16 protein-coding genes are annotated in these 14,725 nt (G+C 61.1%); 4 read left to right on the top strand and 12 right to left on the bottom strand.

Features of this window, described 5'->3' with window-relative positions:
* Positions 1-12 precede the first annotated feature (12 nt).
* From LPU83_RS43970 to LPU83_RS43960, 3 genes are read right to left on the bottom strand one after another with little or no spacing between them, the layout of a single operon-like run.
* Entirely contained in the window at positions 13-795 is a 783-nt protein-coding gene (locus tag LPU83_RS43970; protein ID WP_024318980.1) for a VOC family protein, read from the bottom strand.
* 44 nt (positions 796-839) lie between these two features.
* Positions 840-1,307 carry a DUF1579 domain-containing protein gene (locus LPU83_RS43965; protein ID WP_024318979.1) on the bottom strand — a complete coding sequence of 156 codons (468 nt, stop codon included), beginning with the start codon at positions 1,305-1,307 and terminating at the stop codon, positions 840-842.
* Positions 1,308-1,340: 33 nt separating this feature from the next.
* The gene (locus tag LPU83_RS43960) at positions 1,341-2,069 is read right to left on the bottom strand and encodes a DUF899 domain-containing protein (protein ID WP_024318978.1); all 729 of its coding nucleotides are present in this window, start codon (positions 2,067-2,069) and stop codon (positions 1,341-1,343) included.
* An 89-nt stretch (positions 2,070-2,158) separates the two neighbouring features.
* Here LPU83_RS43960 and LPU83_RS43955 point away from each other — a divergent pair, with 89 nt between their 5' ends.
* Positions 2,159-2,605, top strand: coding sequence for a MarR family winged helix-turn-helix transcriptional regulator (locus tag LPU83_RS43955; RefSeq protein WP_024318977.1), 447 nt, complete (start codon positions 2,159-2,161; stop codon positions 2,603-2,605).
* A 23-nt stretch (positions 2,606-2,628) separates the two neighbouring features.
* Here LPU83_RS43955 and LPU83_RS43950 read toward each other — a convergent pair whose 3' ends face one another.
* The 3 genes from LPU83_RS43950 to LPU83_RS43940 all read right to left on the bottom strand — a co-directional run bounded on the left by LPU83_RS43950 (position 2,629) and on the right by LPU83_RS43940 (position 4,237).
* A complete protein-coding gene (locus LPU83_RS43950; RefSeq protein WP_024318976.1) occupies positions 2,629-3,384 on the bottom strand; it encodes an RES family NAD+ phosphorylase in 756 nt (251 codons plus the stop codon).
* Complete coding sequence (locus tag LPU83_RS43945) at positions 3,344-3,727, bottom strand: MbcA/ParS/Xre antitoxin family protein (RefSeq protein ID WP_024318975.1); 384 nt, start codon at positions 3,725-3,727, stop codon at positions 3,344-3,346. The genes LPU83_RS43950 and LPU83_RS43945 overlap by 41 nt, the downstream gene beginning before the upstream one ends.
* Before the next feature lie 87 nt (positions 3,728-3,814).
* Positions 3,815-4,237, bottom strand: a complete 423-nt coding sequence (locus LPU83_RS43940) for an organic hydroperoxide resistance protein (RefSeq protein ID WP_007791565.1) — start codon at positions 4,235-4,237, stop codon at positions 3,815-3,817.
* Positions 4,238-4,360: 123 nt separating this feature from the next.
* On the opposite strand from LPU83_RS43940, the gene LPU83_RS43935 reads away from it, so the two are divergent.
* Positions 4,361-4,828 carry a MarR family winged helix-turn-helix transcriptional regulator gene (locus LPU83_RS43935; protein ID WP_024318974.1) on the top strand — a complete coding sequence of 156 codons (468 nt, stop codon included), beginning with the start codon at positions 4,361-4,363 and terminating at the stop codon, positions 4,826-4,828.
* 25 nt (positions 4,829-4,853) lie between these two features.
* On the opposite strand, the gene LPU83_RS43930 is transcribed toward LPU83_RS43935, so the two are convergent.
* Positions 4,854-6,788, bottom strand: coding sequence for a BTAD domain-containing putative transcriptional regulator (locus LPU83_RS43930; protein ID WP_037069135.1), 1,935 nt, complete (start codon positions 6,786-6,788; stop codon positions 4,854-4,856).
* A 116-nt stretch (positions 6,789-6,904) separates the two neighbouring features.
* Between LPU83_RS43930 and LPU83_RS43925 the strand changes: the two genes are divergently transcribed.
* Positions 6,905-7,618: a DUF1194 domain-containing protein gene (locus tag LPU83_RS43925; RefSeq protein WP_024317979.1), complete on the top strand. Its 714-nt coding sequence runs from the start codon at positions 6,905-6,907 to the stop codon at positions 7,616-7,618.
* A 37-nt stretch (positions 7,619-7,655) separates the two neighbouring features.
* Here LPU83_RS43925 and LPU83_RS43920 read toward each other — a convergent pair whose 3' ends face one another.
* From LPU83_RS43920 to LPU83_RS43900, 5 genes are all read right to left on the bottom strand, one after another.
* Positions 7,656-8,378: a L,D-transpeptidase gene (locus tag LPU83_RS43920; RefSeq protein ID WP_024317980.1), complete on the bottom strand. Its 723-nt coding sequence runs from the start codon at positions 8,376-8,378 to the stop codon at positions 7,656-7,658.
* A gap of 167 nt (positions 8,379-8,545) precedes the next feature.
* Complete coding sequence (locus LPU83_RS43915) at positions 8,546-9,385, bottom strand: L,D-transpeptidase (protein WP_024317981.1); 840 nt, start codon at positions 9,383-9,385, stop codon at positions 8,546-8,548.
* Between the two features lie 113 nt (positions 9,386-9,498).
* Complete coding sequence (locus tag LPU83_RS43910; RefSeq protein ID WP_024317982.1) at positions 9,499-10,422, bottom strand: alpha/beta hydrolase family protein; 924 nt, start codon at positions 10,420-10,422, stop codon at positions 9,499-9,501.
* A gap of 110 nt (positions 10,423-10,532) precedes the next feature.
* Positions 10,533-12,161, bottom strand: a complete 1,629-nt coding sequence (locus tag LPU83_RS43905) for a cisplatin damage response ATP-dependent DNA ligase (protein WP_024317983.1) — start codon at positions 12,159-12,161, stop codon at positions 10,533-10,535.
* The gene (locus LPU83_RS43900) at positions 12,161-13,171 is read right to left on the bottom strand and encodes a ligase-associated DNA damage response exonuclease (RefSeq protein WP_024317984.1); all 1,011 of its coding nucleotides are present in this window, start codon (positions 13,169-13,171) and stop codon (positions 12,161-12,163) included. The genes LPU83_RS43905 and LPU83_RS43900 overlap by 1 nt, the downstream gene beginning before the upstream one ends.
* 132 nt (positions 13,172-13,303) lie before the next feature.
* Between LPU83_RS43900 and LPU83_RS43895 the strand changes: the two genes are divergently transcribed.
* On the top strand, positions 13,304-14,680 hold the full coding sequence (locus LPU83_RS43895; RefSeq protein ID WP_029710376.1) for a TIGR03808 family TAT-translocated repetitive protein: 1,377 nt from the start codon (positions 13,304-13,306) through the stop codon (positions 14,678-14,680).
* Positions 14,681-14,725: the final 45 nt, after the last annotated feature.

Genomic DNA, 14,725 nt, shown 5'->3' with positions numbered 1-14,725 from the left:
GTCGTGACTGCCCTATCGGGTGGGCGCCACGAGGCAGAAGAATGCGCCCTGCGGATCGGTCGCATTGATGATCCAGCTGCCGCCGGGCACTTCCATCGGACCGACGATCACCTTGCCGCCGCCCGCATTGACGCGTTCGATGGCGCTGTCGATCCCCGGCACGTTGAAGTAGTAACCCCAATAGCACATCGGCACGTTGGCGGGTTTGGTCATCATGCCGCCGATCTGCTTTCCATGCTCGGCGAAGATGCGATAGGCGCCCATCTCGCCCATGTCGAAATCGTGGTCCTTGGTCCAGCCGAAGATCTTCGAATAAAAGGCGAAGGCTTCCTCCATGTTGCCGGCCATCAGTTCGTGCCAACCGATATGGCCGGGCGTGCCCGCCGGCGCGGGCGGGGTCGGATTGTCTCTCGGCAGCGGGGTCATGACGCAGATCACGGCGCCATGCGGATCGGCGAGGACGGCAAAGCGTCCGACCGTCGGAATATCCTCCGGCTGGCGGCGGACCGAGCCACCATTGGCAGTAAAATCCTTCGCCGTCTGGTCGACATCATCAACGGCGACATAGCCCGTCCAGTTCGGCGGAATGCCCTTCCCTTCCAGTTCGGCTGGAAAATCCATGAGGCCGGCGACGCCTGCGCCATTCGCTTCAAAGATCGTATAGGGCGGCAGGTCCTGGATCTTCATTTCGTTCGTCGTCCAGCCGACGACCTTGCCGTAGAATTCGGCTGCGGCCTTGGGGTCGGGGGTCATCAATTCGCACCAGATGAATTTTCCATGCGTATCGGAAGCCATGATCTCTTTCCTTTTCATGAGTACCGGTCGAGTTTCGCTCGCGATCACGGCTTGCGCGTGTAATGCGCTTCCATGAACTGCTTCCAGCTGCCGTCCGGTTGCTTGGCAGCCGAGTTGAACGTGCGGTGGTCGCGATCGTGAAAGATGATCTGCTCGCGGTAGTCGGCGAGCTTGTTCGCGTCGCTGAAATCGAGGCCTGTCGTATAGAGGTTCAAAACCTTGCCGTCGTCGGAGACCTCGCCCTCATAGACCCACATATGGTCCATCATCGTGCCGATCCAAGTGCCGACGTATTTGCCCTTGTCGGCGCTGTAGCCCAGCGTCAGGACCGTGGTGGCGGCCCCGCCACCCGGCATCTGGCCGGAACCTTCGGCAACGAACCAGATGCCATGCAGCGAACGGACGATCTCCGTCCAGGGTTCCTGCCCCGTCATTTCAGGCGCGCTGACGTCCCAGACGCCAACGAGGTCTTCGAGGAATTCATGCTCCTTCAACACTTTGGCTTGCTGCATCGTCCTTCTCCCTTGGGATGATGGTCGCGGATATCAGTGACAGCTGGATGGCGCGTTCTTGGCCGGTTCGTATTCGTCGTGGCGCTTGACGAAGTCCATCGTGCTGTCCTCGTTGCGGCCCTTCGGGGCGCGATCGAGGATCATCAAGGTGCCGACCGCCTCTTCAAGGCCGCGGGCATACGTCGAATAAGTATGGAAGACCTCACCATTCTCATTCCTGTAGAACGCACTGAGGCCCGGAAGCTCGTCATTGGCGTTGGCGGGCTCGATTGCCTCGAAATTGTAGAAGACCTTGTCCTTGGCCAGATCTTCCGGGCTGAAGGACACGTGGTAATCGAAGTTGAAGCTGTTATCGAAGGACGAAACCCACGGGAATTTCCAGCCCATGCGTTTCTTGTAGGCCTCGATCTTTTCGAGCGGCGCGCGCGAAACGGCGACCCAGGTGACATCGTGGTTGTTGAGATGCGGCAGCGTTCCATCGACATGATCGGACAGGAACGAGCAGCCGGGGCAACCGGCCTCCCAATCGGGGCCAAGCATGAAGTGATAGATCAAAAGCTGGCTGCGGCCATCGAAGAGTTCAGCAAGGCTTTTCTTTCCCTGCGGCGTATCAAAGACGTAGTTCTTATCGACCCTGACCCAGGGCAAGGCCATGCGCTCGGCGTTGACCTTCTCCCTCAAATGCGTTGCTTCCTTCTCCTTGAGAAGCAGCGCGCGGCGGGCCTCCAGCCATTCTTCACGGGAAACGACTTGGTTCTGCATCACGTGCGCCCTCCTCCGGCGCGACCGAAACGTGGCGGTCCATGCTCCTTTTCCTTGACTATTTACATTGATATCAATATAAATTGAGGATGTCAAACGTGGTAGAGATTCCTTTTTCGACGACGCTTCTGGTACGCGACACATGCCTTTGCCTGCATGTGCAGCGGGCAGCGCGCGCACTTGCGCGGCTATTCGACGATGCCCTTCGCCCTGTCGGGCTCACCAACGGCCAGTTCTCGCTGATGATGTCGCTGAACCGGCCTGAGCCGCCGCCGATGGGACCGGTCGCGACCCTGCTTGCGATGGATCAGACCACGTTGACGGCAGCGCTCAAGCCATTGCAGCGCCGTGGCTGGGTAAATGTAACGCAGAATGCGAAAGACAAGCGCCGGCGTCTGCTGAGCCTGACACCGGAGGGCAAGGCAGTGCTCGCCGCCGCACTGCCGATCTGGGAAAGCACGCACGCCAGTATTGAGGCGGCCTTACCGGACGGCGATCCGGAGCGGCTGCGCCGCGACCTGCAGGCCCTCGCCTAAAGACCGGTCGCCTGCGGCATACGTCAGTCGCCCGCCATGCGCGGGTCCCTGGCGAAATCCTCGACCGAAAATCCAATCCTGACCCTCGGGAAATCGCAAAGCGCCTGGACACCGATCCCCGAAAGCCGGATCCTCCATGTCTGACGTTCGACGGGCTCGCGGGCCGCAAATGCCGCGGCGGTCAAAAGCGCGATGTTGCGGCCGCGCTGCGGGTCCCGCACGGATTCGTAGAGGATCGCCTGGCAGCCCGCTTCGCGGGCAGCATCGGCCAAAGCCTGGCACGGTGCATAGTTCTGGAGATCGGTCCATATGATACGGTCGGCATCGAGAGGCGCGCGGGTCAGGTCAATTGCGGACGCAGTGGCGATCGCTGCAGCAAAGGCCGTGTACTCGGCGGCATTGGCAGGAAGCGATGTCGCCGGCGACTCGGCATAGAACAGCAACCGGTAGAAGGCCATTTCGGCGAGCGCGGTTTCCACCCGCTCGGAGGCGTAGAAGACGCCGAGCGTTCGCCCTGCCCGGCGAAAGCGCGAGCCATGCGGGTAGACGGCCCCATAGCGGAACGGAGTGGCGAGCAGATAGTCCAGCCCGATGCACTCCGGCGGCAATGCCGGCTTGCTTTCTTCGAGCAGGGTTTCGAGCAGCGCCTGCTCCTCGAGCGTATCGACAAGCTTCAGCGTCGAAATCTGGTGCTGCGCCTCGACCAGACGCCAGAACCTGCCCGAGATCGCCCGCTTTTCAGACGATAGCGCGGCGGGCGTCCAGATAGGCAAGGACATCGGTCAATCCGGAGATGCTGACGATCTTTTCGAGCGGCTTGGCGCCGAGGGCGGTATTGGCGTTGCGCAACCATTGCCGGGCAACCGCCTCGTCGCCGCCGACGATCGCATCGAGCGAACGAAACAGACGCAGGAGCAGGATGGCGAGTTCAAAGGACTTCGAGCCGCGCTCGAGCAGATAATCCTGTCGCTTCATGCGCGAGATGGTTGCTTCGGAAACACCGAGCACCGCCGAAAGCGTTCGGGCGTTGAGGCCAAGATGGTCGGCAGCATTGACGGCCGCTTTGGTGATCACGGCAGCCTCGGGGGACCGGGCGCCGGAGATCGGATGTGCTACTGCCATGCCATACTCCTTTCACTAGAAAGAATATAGCGAATTTATTTCAGATGAAAAGAGCGCCGCGATGCACGACGCTCTTTTTTGCTTTGGTCAAGCAACGGTAACCGGAACTTCGGTCGACGTGCGCATTGCGTGGCTATAGGGGCACACGATGTGAGCCGCCGCGGCAAGCTTTTCGGCGGTCGGCTTGTCAAGGCCGGGAATGTTGACCGTCAGGGCGACTTCGATGCCGAAGCCTGTGCCGTCTTCGCGCGGGCCGATGCCGACGGTGGCGCTGACAGTGGTTTCTTCCGGAATCTTGACCTTTTCCTTGCCGGCGACAAATTTCAAAGCACCGAGGAAGCAGGCTGAATAGCCGGCCGCAAAGAGCTGCTCAGGGTTGGTGCCGGTCGCGCCATCGCCGCCGAGTTCTTTCGGAACCGTCAGCGTGACATCGAGAACGCCGTTTTCGGAAACGGCGCGGCCTGCGCGGCCACCGGTGGCGGAAGCTTTGGTCGTGTAGAGGATAGGCATGTCAGTCTCCTTTGCGTTGGGGTTGGATTTTGTATAATGCGCAATTAAATTGTACGCAAGTTAATTTTGCAAATTGCATTTGGAATTCGAAAAGAGGACAATCGCGCCTCGAGGACAACGACAATGAAAGCGCATCTGGCAAACACGATGGAAATTCCGGAAGAGGAAAGACGGCTGGAAAACCAGCTCTGCTTTGCGGTCTACTCGACGGCGCATGCTTTCACCCGCGCCTACAAGCCGATCCTGGACAAGGTCGGCCTCACCTACCCGCAATATCTTGTCATGCTGGCGCTGTGGGAAAAGTCAGAGCAGCCGGTGAAAGCGATCGGCGAGCAGCTCGATCTCGATTCGGGCACACTCTCGCCGCTGCTCAAGCGCCTGGAGCAGAATGGCCTGATCAAGCGCACCCGCGATTCCCGCGACGAGCGGCAGGTCATCGTGTCGCTGACCGAGAAAGGCCGCATGATGAGGAGCGAGGTCGATAGGATCATGGCCGCGATCGGCCAGGCGGCAGGCTGCACGCTCGAGGAAATGGCGACAATACGCGAGATGCTGAAAGGGTTGCGGTCTAACCTGATGTCGGCGGTGTGAGCAGAAGGCAACCAGCGTCAACGCCTTATTTCGCCCAGGGCAGCCCTGCGGCCTCCAGCCTCAGCCACAGATTTTGCCGGAACGACAGGGCGCGAGCCTGAAGTAATTGTTCGAGATATCGGCCATTCAACAGAAGCGTGTTCTCCCTGACATACGCCACGTCGAGCCGCGCCACCATGTCTTTGCCGAGCGCCTCGTATGACGCCGCTCGCAGCAGCCGCGCCCAATGATATTCCGGCAGCACGATCAGGAAACGGTCCAGGCAGGCAACCGCCTCCTCATAGTTCCCAGAAACGAAATGAGCGTCGCCCCGAAACAGGAAGATCGGATGATAGTCTGGACTGACCTGATCAGCCTGGTCGAACGCCATATGCGCGTCGCCGATCCGACCGGCAAAGGTCAGGCCGATGCCGAGCCATGTATGAAACTCGGCGTCGTTCGGATTGAGGTCGACAGCCCTTTTCAGTGCATCCAGGCCGGCTCGAGCGTTTCCGAGATACGTTTCGGCGAGGCCAAAGGCGCTCAGCAGATAGGGCTCGCGATCGTCCAGCCCCAGTCCGGCCCGCACGATATCGCGGGCCTGCCTGAAACCATGCACCGGATCGTCGAGCCAGCCGTTGAAGCAGGAGTGGAAGTTTATCCAGGCAAGGCTCTCGCGGACCAGAACGTGATTGGGATCGATGGCCAGGAGCCGCTCGCACAGACGCCGGGCGCGGATCATCCCCTTCAATGTCGGCCGCTCGACGTGGTTGAACACCTGCAGATACAGCTTCTCGGTGCCGATCCCACCTTCCGGCTCCATCGCCGAACGGGCTGCCGCGTGCTTCATCAGAACATGATAGAGGTTACCGCTGATCTTGCGGACGAGCCGGTCCTGACCGAGGTCCGAACCCGCGCTTTCGCCGAGATACTTGCGGCTCCATACCTGTGTCCCGCTTTGCACCAACACGAGTTGCACCAGCGCCCAGCCACCTTCCTCGTGGCCCTGAACCGCAATTTCCAGGACGTAGTCGGCGCCGACCCGCTTGCCGATTTCTTCCACGGTCTCGTGCCTCGCATTCAAGGCAAACATCGTCGCGGCGGCAACCACTGAGAGCGGCGAGAACAGGCCGAGTTCTCCGATCAGCTTGCGCGTCAGGGACTCGGCGACCAGACTGTCGTCTCGTTCATGTGACAGGCTCCTGATCGGCAGAATGGCGATCCTAGGCTTGCCATTGGTCAAATCCACCTGCGCCGGCGGCTCCTGCCGCTCGCGAATTTGACCGATGAGTTGCTGCGTCTCCGGATCAGGCGCAACACTCAGATTGGCCTCCAGCAATGCTTTCAGGCTCTCGTAGTGCTTGATGGCGCGAGCGCGCTCGCCGTGCGCCCGGTAACGGCGCAGGATCGTCCGGTGAGATGGTTCGTGGTAGGGATCGTGCCGTAAAAGGTATTGTGCAGCGAGAAGCGCCGGCTCCAGGTCGCCCGCCTTCTCCAATCCGTCGACCAGGCTCGCAAGGCAATCGACCAGTAAATCGCGGTGTCGGCCGCGCTCCATGCGAAGCCATGCTTCCAACGTCTCGTCGTTGAAGCTCAGCCCCTCGAGAAATTCCCCCTCGAAAGCATCAAGCGACGGTGGCAGACACCCTGCCCTTGCGCTTTCAGTAAGAGCCTGGATATCGGTGACAATGGCATCGCTTCTCGTCCAACCGCAGCCGTTGTCGAACACGAGAGGTGACACGCCGTGGCCGTCGACGGCCTGACGGATCGTGAAGAACGCCTGGCGGAGGCTGTTGCGGGCATGCTCTTCCGTCCGCTCGGCCCACAGCATGCCGGCCAGTTTCGATCGCGCGATCGGCTTTCCGTTCGAGAGCGCGAGCATCGCGATCAGCGCCTGATGTTTGCGCGAGGCGATCGCAATGCTCTCGCCTGTGGGCGAGAGCATCTGGAATCGACCAAGCAGGCGCAGCGTGAACCCCATCGAGCTCCCCTCCGAGCCTTATTTTAGCGATCGCTTTAACATTCCGATAACAGCAGGAAAGCGGCCGTTTGTCATAGTCATTTTCACGGGGCGGTGAGCGAGGGGATGATGCGGCGATGCTGAAGAAGCTGATCGGTTTGGCTGTGGCATTGGTTTGGACTATGGCAGCCTCTCAATCCTCGGCCTGTATCGATATCGCACTTGTTCTCGCCGTCGACGGATCCGGCAGCATCACCGACGACGAATACAAGTTTCAGAAGTCTGCCATCGCCGCGGCCTTCCGGGACGATGACGTCCTGGCGGCCTTGAGAAATGACGGCGGCGTCGCCGTATCGGCGGTATTCTGGGGCGACGGCGAGTTCTCCACCCAGAAACTCGACTGGTTCGTCATAGAGAGCGGCAACGGCGCCGAGCCCTTCGCGCTGGCGATGGAGGCCAACCGGCGCAAAGTCTTTGGCAACACCGATATCGGCAACGGCATGTGGTCCGCGCTCGACATGCTATCTGATCCACGCTTCTGCGCCGTCAAAACCATCATCAACGTCTCCGGCGATGGCAAGGAGACGATTGCGCCGAAACGACGGCAGACGCCATCTCTCTATCAGGCGCGCCAGCGCGCCATGAAGACGGGCACAACGGTCAATGGACTGGTCATTTCCGACGAGGAACCCGATCTTCCCGGCTACTACGAAAGACGCGTCATCCTCGGCGAGGACGCGTTCGTGATGGAAGTCAGGAGTTTTGCAGACTATTCGGCAGCGATCCGCAAGAAGCTGATCAGGGAACTGTCGCCGCCAACCGAATTCCAGATCGCCGAAAATCGGCAATGAATGCGGCCAGCCAATCGGCCGGCCGCACCTGCGCGGATTACTGCAGAACGACGACCGGCGCCTTGTTCGGCACGCGGTCATAGAGATCGATGATGTCCTGGTTCAGCAGGCGCACGCAGCCAGACGACACCGCCTTGCCGATCGAACGCCATTCCGGGTTGCCGTGCAGGCGGTAGAGCGTGTCTTCGCCACTCGAGAAGATGTAGAGTGCGCGTGCACCAAGCGGGTTCTTCAGGCCCGGCTCCATGCCGCCGTTTTCGATCGAATACTTGGCAAGCTCTGGCTGACGCGCGACCATCTCGTTCGGCGGCTTCCAGCGCGGCCATCTCTGACGCCACTGGATGACGCCCGAGCCCTGCCATGCGAAGCCTTCGCGGCCGATGCCGACGCCATAGCGCATCGCCGTGCCGCCGGGCTGCACCAGGTAGAGGAAACGCGAGGGGGTATCGACGACGATCGTGCCGGGCGCCTGGCCGGTCGGATCGACGACCTGCTGGCGATAGAAGCGCGGATCGATCTGCTGGTAGGGCACGGCCGGAATGAGAAAGCCACCATCCTCAATCGGACCGTACATGACCGCCAGCTCGGCATCACCCGGCGTCTGCGGCGCCTGGAACATGTTGATCGGATTGCGCATGACGACCGGCTGAGCCGTCGCAGACGGCCCGGCGGTGGATGCACACCCGGTCAGCGCCGAAGCTGCGGTCATTGCCGAAAGCGAAAGGAAGCTGCGGCGGGAAAGGGATTTTTCAAAGCTCATGACGCGGGTCTGGTTTCCTGTTGCGCTGGAAGGACGAACGCCCTTCGCGGAGGGTGGGTCAACGCCGGTGACGCACAAGAAATCTATCCACTTGCGCTAAATAAACCATCACCTCACGAAGTCGTGTCCGCCCGTGGACACACGATATCCCAAACGCTGTTGCGCGGCTACATCACGACAATCTCGGCCTTCGCCGGAACGCGATTGTAAAGGTCAACCACGTCCTGGTTCAGCATGCGCACGCAGCCCGACGACGTGGCCTTTCCGACCGACTGCCAATCCGGCGTACCGTGGATACGGTAAAGCGTATCCTTCCCATCCTTGAAGATATAGAGGGCGCGCGCACCAAGCGGGTTTCCGAGGCCGGGGTTCATGCCGCCGTTTTCTGCGGAAAAGGAGCGTATGTCGGGCTGACGCGAGACCATTTCGGCCGGCGGTGTCCAGCGCGGCCATTTCTGCTTCCATTGAATGAGACCGCGGCCGGACCATGCGTAGCCTTCGCGGCCGAGCCCGACGCCGTAGCGCATCGCCTTACCGCCCGGCTCGATTAAGTAGAGATGCTTGCTCTTCGTATCGACGATGATCGTGCCCGGCTTCTCGTTCGAGGGATAGTCGACTTCCTGCCGCAGATACTGCGGATCGATGCGGCTGATCGGTATGGCCGGCAACGTGAAGTCGGTGTCGCGCACCTGGCTATACATGGCGCTATTCACCGGATTGGTGACCGGCAGGCCGTAGGTCCGATTGTAACTCGTGGCCGACAGGCCGTAGGTCTGATTGTACAGCGTCGGCGGCTCGATCTCGCGCCTCTGCGGCACCGGCGTATCCACCGCCTTGACGCGCATGGGATCGACGCCAGGCGGATTATAGAAGACGGGCGACGTCTCCTGCACGAAACGGGCGGGATCGGTGGCGCCGGTATCTGGAATGAGGATATTACAACCGCTCAGACAAAAAGCAGCGGCCGCAAGCCCGGCAAGTGGCGACACCCGGCTGAAAACAGTCATAAAGCACCCTCATCGACAACAGCGAGACGTATAGCTGCGGCAAGGATGGCACTTGCGGCTGGCGCGAGGCTGGTGACGACATCAGCCTCGCATCAATTGGAGTCGGACCACACTCAGGCTGCAACGCCGTGAAAGAACCGTATGCTTTGTTCGATCTCGGCCGGCAGCGCCGACGTGTGGTTGCCGGTCACGGTATCCGTTTCGATACGGACACCGCCCGAGCGCGCGCGGCTGGCAAGCAGACCGGCGCGGTCGTTGAAATGCGCCTCCTCCGTGCCATGAACGACGCGGACCGGGCATTTGAAGCTCTTGGCATAGCAGAGCGCGCTGCGGACCTCGAACTCGTGGGCGTTGCTATCGTCGAAACGAATGTCCTGCGGGTAGCGATTGAAGAAGCGGAAAGCGTCCGGATTGCCCGAGATCGGCGCGGCGGCACGGAACTTGTGGCTGCTCATCGCCGCAAGCATGGTCAGCGTGCCGCCAATGCTGTGGCCGGCGATAAACAGACGATCGGCATCGACGCCCGGAAGATGGCGCAGACGATCGGCCGCTGAAAGCACGTCATCCACCTCGTCATAGAAACCGGAGAAATTGCCCATCTGGCCGTTTTCGCCACGCAGCGATGGCATCATCACCACGAAGCCGGCATCGGCATAGGTCTTGAGCAGAACCCAGTGGCCAAGACCCATGGCGTTGCCGCCGTGCAGGAAAAGAACGCCGGGCTTCGGCTTGCTACCGCGCTTGTACTTGGAGACCCAGGCAACCAGCTCCAATTCGCCGCCGTAGCCGGACCGATAGAGAATCTTCTCGCCCTCCGGAGGCGCATCCAGCGGTTCGTACTTGTCGGGAGCCGGCCCCTTCTGGAGCAGCTTGGTGCGGAAGCGCTTGCGGGCCTTGGCATAATCATGATCGATCAGCTTTGGCACCTCCGGAACCTCGAATGCACTTGCTATGCCCGGGAGTACAAGGGCTCCGGCCAGGCCGGCAAGAACCATGCGGCGGTGGCGGAAAAATGCATTACCTTCGTCTGACGTCATTTCACACTTCCATTGTTCCCGGCGGTTCGAGAATTGCACCGGAAGCGCGCGGTCGCCAACACACGTTGTGTTGAAAAAGGTGGCCCTGCGGCGTTTTGCTCCAGAAAAGCCTACTGCTGACCCTTGGCATCGATCATGGCGACCAGCGTCTGAAGGCGATCCGCCTCGTAGGACGGTTTGTCGGGACGCAGGCGCGCGATTCGCGGAAAGCGCATTGCCACGCCCGACTTGTGGCGGGTCGAGCGGTTGATGCCTTCGAAGGCGACTTCCACGACGAAGCCGAAGTCCTTGTCCGCTCTGACGGCCCGCACAGGGCCAAACCGCTCCGTCGTGTTGTTGCGAACGAACTTGTCCAGCACTTCGAGTTCGGCATCCGTGAAGCCAAAATAGGCCTTGCCGACGGGAACCAGCTGTTCTCCTTCCGGGGTCTCGGTCCACACACCAAAGGTGAAGTCCGAATAATAGCTCGAGCGCTTGCCGTGGCCGCGCTGCGCATACATCAGCACGGCGTCGACATTGTAGGGATTGCGCTTCCACTTGAACCAAGGCCCCTTCAGTCGCCCGGCCTGATAGATGCTGTCGCGGCGCTTGATCATCACCCCTTCGATGACAGGGTCCGGCGGCATCGACCGCAGCTCGTCCAGTTCGTCCCATGAAGAGAATTCCACCAGAGGGGAGAGGTCGAAGCGGTCGTGCGGCGCGCTATCGATGACCTCCGCAAGACGCGCACGGCGATCGACGTAGGAGCGGCCACGCACGTCCTCCTCCCGATCGAAAAGCAAATCGTAGGCACGAATGAAGGCTGGATACTCGTCGAGCATCTTCGTCGTCACCGTCTTGCGGTTCAGGCGTTGCTGCAGATCGGAAAAGGTGCGCGTCGGGCTGTTCGAGCGTCTCGTTCCCCCGACCAGCAGCTCGCCGTCGACGACGCCGTCGAAGCTGATCGACTCAAGGATATCGGGGAACGCGCCTGAGATATCGTCGCCGGAGCGCGAGTAGATCTTGCGCGTGTCGCCGGAGCGCGACAGCTGCACGCGGATGCCGTCCCATTTCCATTCCGCGGCATATTCGGCTGGATCAAGTTGATCCAGATCCCCCTCCTCGACCGGATTGGCGAGCATGACGGAGTGGAAGATTGCAGGCGTTGCCAGGATCGGCTTGTCGCCCTGCCCTTCCAGCCAACGAAACAAGGATTCATAGGGCGGCTGCAGGCCATGCCACAGCGTCTCGATTTCCGTCACGTCTCGGCTGCCGAGATCGGCGAGCGCCTGCTTCGCCAGACGCGAGGAAACGCCGATGCGCAGCGCCCCGGTCGCGAGCTTGATGAAGGCGAAGCGACCTGAGGTATCCAGCCTGTCGAGCAGATCGCGCACGAAGCTGCGTACCTCGGTGCGGCCGAGTGCATTCATCTGCGTGAGGACCTCGCCGAGACGCGGCTGGGCAAGCGGCGACCGCTCGATGTCCTTCTCGTTGTCCCACACCAGGGAAATCGTTTCTGCGAGATCGCCGACATAGTCGTAAGAATAGCGAAAGAGCACGTCATCCATGCGTTCCAGCACCAACTCGCGCAGCATGGCTGGCTTGACGTTGCGCACTTCGAGCGTGCCGGCAATGGCGGCAAGACCGTAGCCGCGATCCGGGTCCGGGGTGTTTCGGAAGTAATCGGTGAGCAGCTTCAGCTTGCCGTTGCGGCTGGGGGTGAGCACGAGGCGGTCGAGCAGGTCGGCGAATGCTTTCATCAATCGGCCTCATCTTCGTAGCCGACCAGGTGGAGCGGTCGGGCCCTGATTCCCTGCAGCTGGCACCAGCGCACCAGGGCTTCCTCACGGCCATGCGTGACCCACACCTCCCCCGGATGCAGATCGGTGATTGTCTCTGTGAGCTCGGGCCAATCACAATGGTCGGAGATGACGAGCGGCAGTTCGACGCCTTGCTGTTTGGCGCGCTGACGCACCATCATCCAGCCCGAGGCGAAAGCCGGCAAGGGTTCATGGAAGCGGCGCGCCCAGCGATCTGCAAAGGCAGAGGACGGACCGACGACGACGGCTCCCATGAAGGCGGATCTGTCACGACTTTCGATGGTCGCGGGGCGAAGCTCACCGAGATCAATGCCCTGCCCTACATAGTAGTCGCAGAGCCTTTCCATCGCGCCATGAATATAGATCGGCTGGTCATAACCGGTATCGCGCAGCAGACGGATGACCCGCTGTGCCTTGCCAAGCGCATAGGCCCCGATCAGATGCGTGCGCTCCGGAAACTGGCGCAGCGACGCATAGAGCTTGCCCATCTCATCGACCGGATCCGGATGATGAAAGACGGGCAGCCCAAAGGTGGCCTCGGTGATGAAGACATCGCAGGGAACCGGCACGTAGGCAGCGCACGTCGGGTCCGCCCGTCGTTTGTAGTCGCCTGAGACAACGATGCGGGTACCGTTCTTTTCGATGGCGATCTGCGCGGAGCCGAGCACATGGCCGGCAGGATGGAAGCTGACCCTGACGCCATTGATCAGGATCTCCTCTGCGAACGCCGCTGCCTGCTCGCTTGCGCAGAAGCCGTCACCATAGCGGATCTGCATGATGTCCAGCGTCTGTCGCGTGGCGAGCACGTTTGTGTGGCCGGGTCGCGCGTGGTCCGAATGGCCGTGGGTTATCAGCGCTCGCTCTACCGGTCGCACGGGATCCACATAGAATCCCCCCTCCGGACAATAGAGCCCCTCGGGGGCGGGATAGAGCAAGGCGTCTGGTTTCATGCGTGCAAAGATAGCGGGAAAGAACGGAAGGGCCAGTGGGATGCAGGTTCGGACAAGCGTCGTGCTCCTGAAACTGTCGCCTGTATCGAAATGAAACAGGTGCGCTGGCACGTTTCCTGCAGAGCTTACCGAATGAAAAACAGTTCGTTGGTCTCCTCGCGCCGTCACCTGCTCCGTCTTGCGGGAGCATCCGCGCTTACGCTGATTGCCTTCCGCAGCTTCGCGACCACGCGGGAGGGCGATCTGCGCGGACCGATCGATGCCGTCCGGTACAAGACGACGTCGAGCGCGGCCGATCGAAAAAGCGTCAGCCTGCAGAAAATGATCGATCAGGCCGCCGCAGAAAATGTCCCGGTTTTCCTGCCGCCAGGCACCTACAAGGTTTCCAATCTCGTGCTACCGGAGAATACCCGCATAACAGGCGTGCCCGGCGCATCACGCATCGTCTACACCGGCGACGGCCACCTCTTCAGCGCAGAGAACATCAAGCGCGTCGAACTGTCGGACATCGTCATCGACGGGCAGAACCGCTGGCTTGGCGACTATGCCAGCGCGCTGCTGCAATTTACCGGCGTCGACGAGGTGCTGATCGACAATTGCGAGATCGGCGGCAGCCGCAAACACGCCGTCCAGCTCGAGCGATGCGGCGGACGGATCGAGCGCAGCCGCATATCGGGTGCCGCCCAATCCGGCATCTATGCCGTCGAAGCCAACGGCCTCTCGATCACCGGCAACGAGGTCTTCGACTGCGGCAATGGCGGCATTCTCGTGCATCGCTGGAAGAAGGCGGTCGACAACAGCGTCGTCAACGGCAACCGCATCCACAGGATCAAGGCCAATGCCGGCGGCACCGGCCAGAACGGCAATGGCATCAACATCTTTCGCGCCGACAATGTCATGGTGGCGAACAACCACATCTCCGATTGCGCCTTCACCGCCATCCGCGCCAACTCGGCCTCCAACATCCAGATCACCGGCAACCAGTGCCAGCGCTCGGGCGAGACGGCGATCTACGTCGAATTCGAGTTCCAGGGCGCCCTCGTCTCCGACAACATGGTGGATGGCGCGGCGAACGGCATCTCGATCGCCAATTTCGACCAGGGCGGCAGGCTGGCAAGCGTCACCGGCAACGTGGTGCGCAACCTGACCTTGAAAGGCCCCTATGAACACGAGGTCGGCTTCGGCATCGGCATCGCCGCCGAGGCCGATACGCTGGTCTCCGGCAACGTCATCGAAGGTGCGCCGCGGTGGGGCATGCAACTCGGTTGGGGACCCTATCTGCGTAATCTCGTCGTGACCGGCAATATCATCCGCAAGGCGCCTGTCGGCTGCGCCGTCTCGGTCGCCAAGGGCGCGGGACCGGCCGTCATCACCGACAACGTGTTTCAGGAAACACCAGACGGTGCAGTCCTCGGTTTCGAATGGGACAAGAAGGTGTCCGGCGAGCTGGCGACGGCGGGTTCCTCGCCCTATGGGCAACTGACGGTCGAGCGCAACCGCATCTCCTGAGATGCATCAAAAGCTTTCATCGATTCATAAGGCTTGGCAGCTTCC

Origin of the sequence: Rhizobium favelukesii (assembly GCF_000577275.2) — a bacterium.
Lineage (GTDB): Bacteria > Pseudomonadota > Alphaproteobacteria > Rhizobiales > Rhizobiaceae > Rhizobium > Rhizobium favelukesii.
The sequence above is the reverse complement of the archived record's forward strand: the minus strand, read 5'-3'. Positions and strand labels throughout refer to the sequence as shown.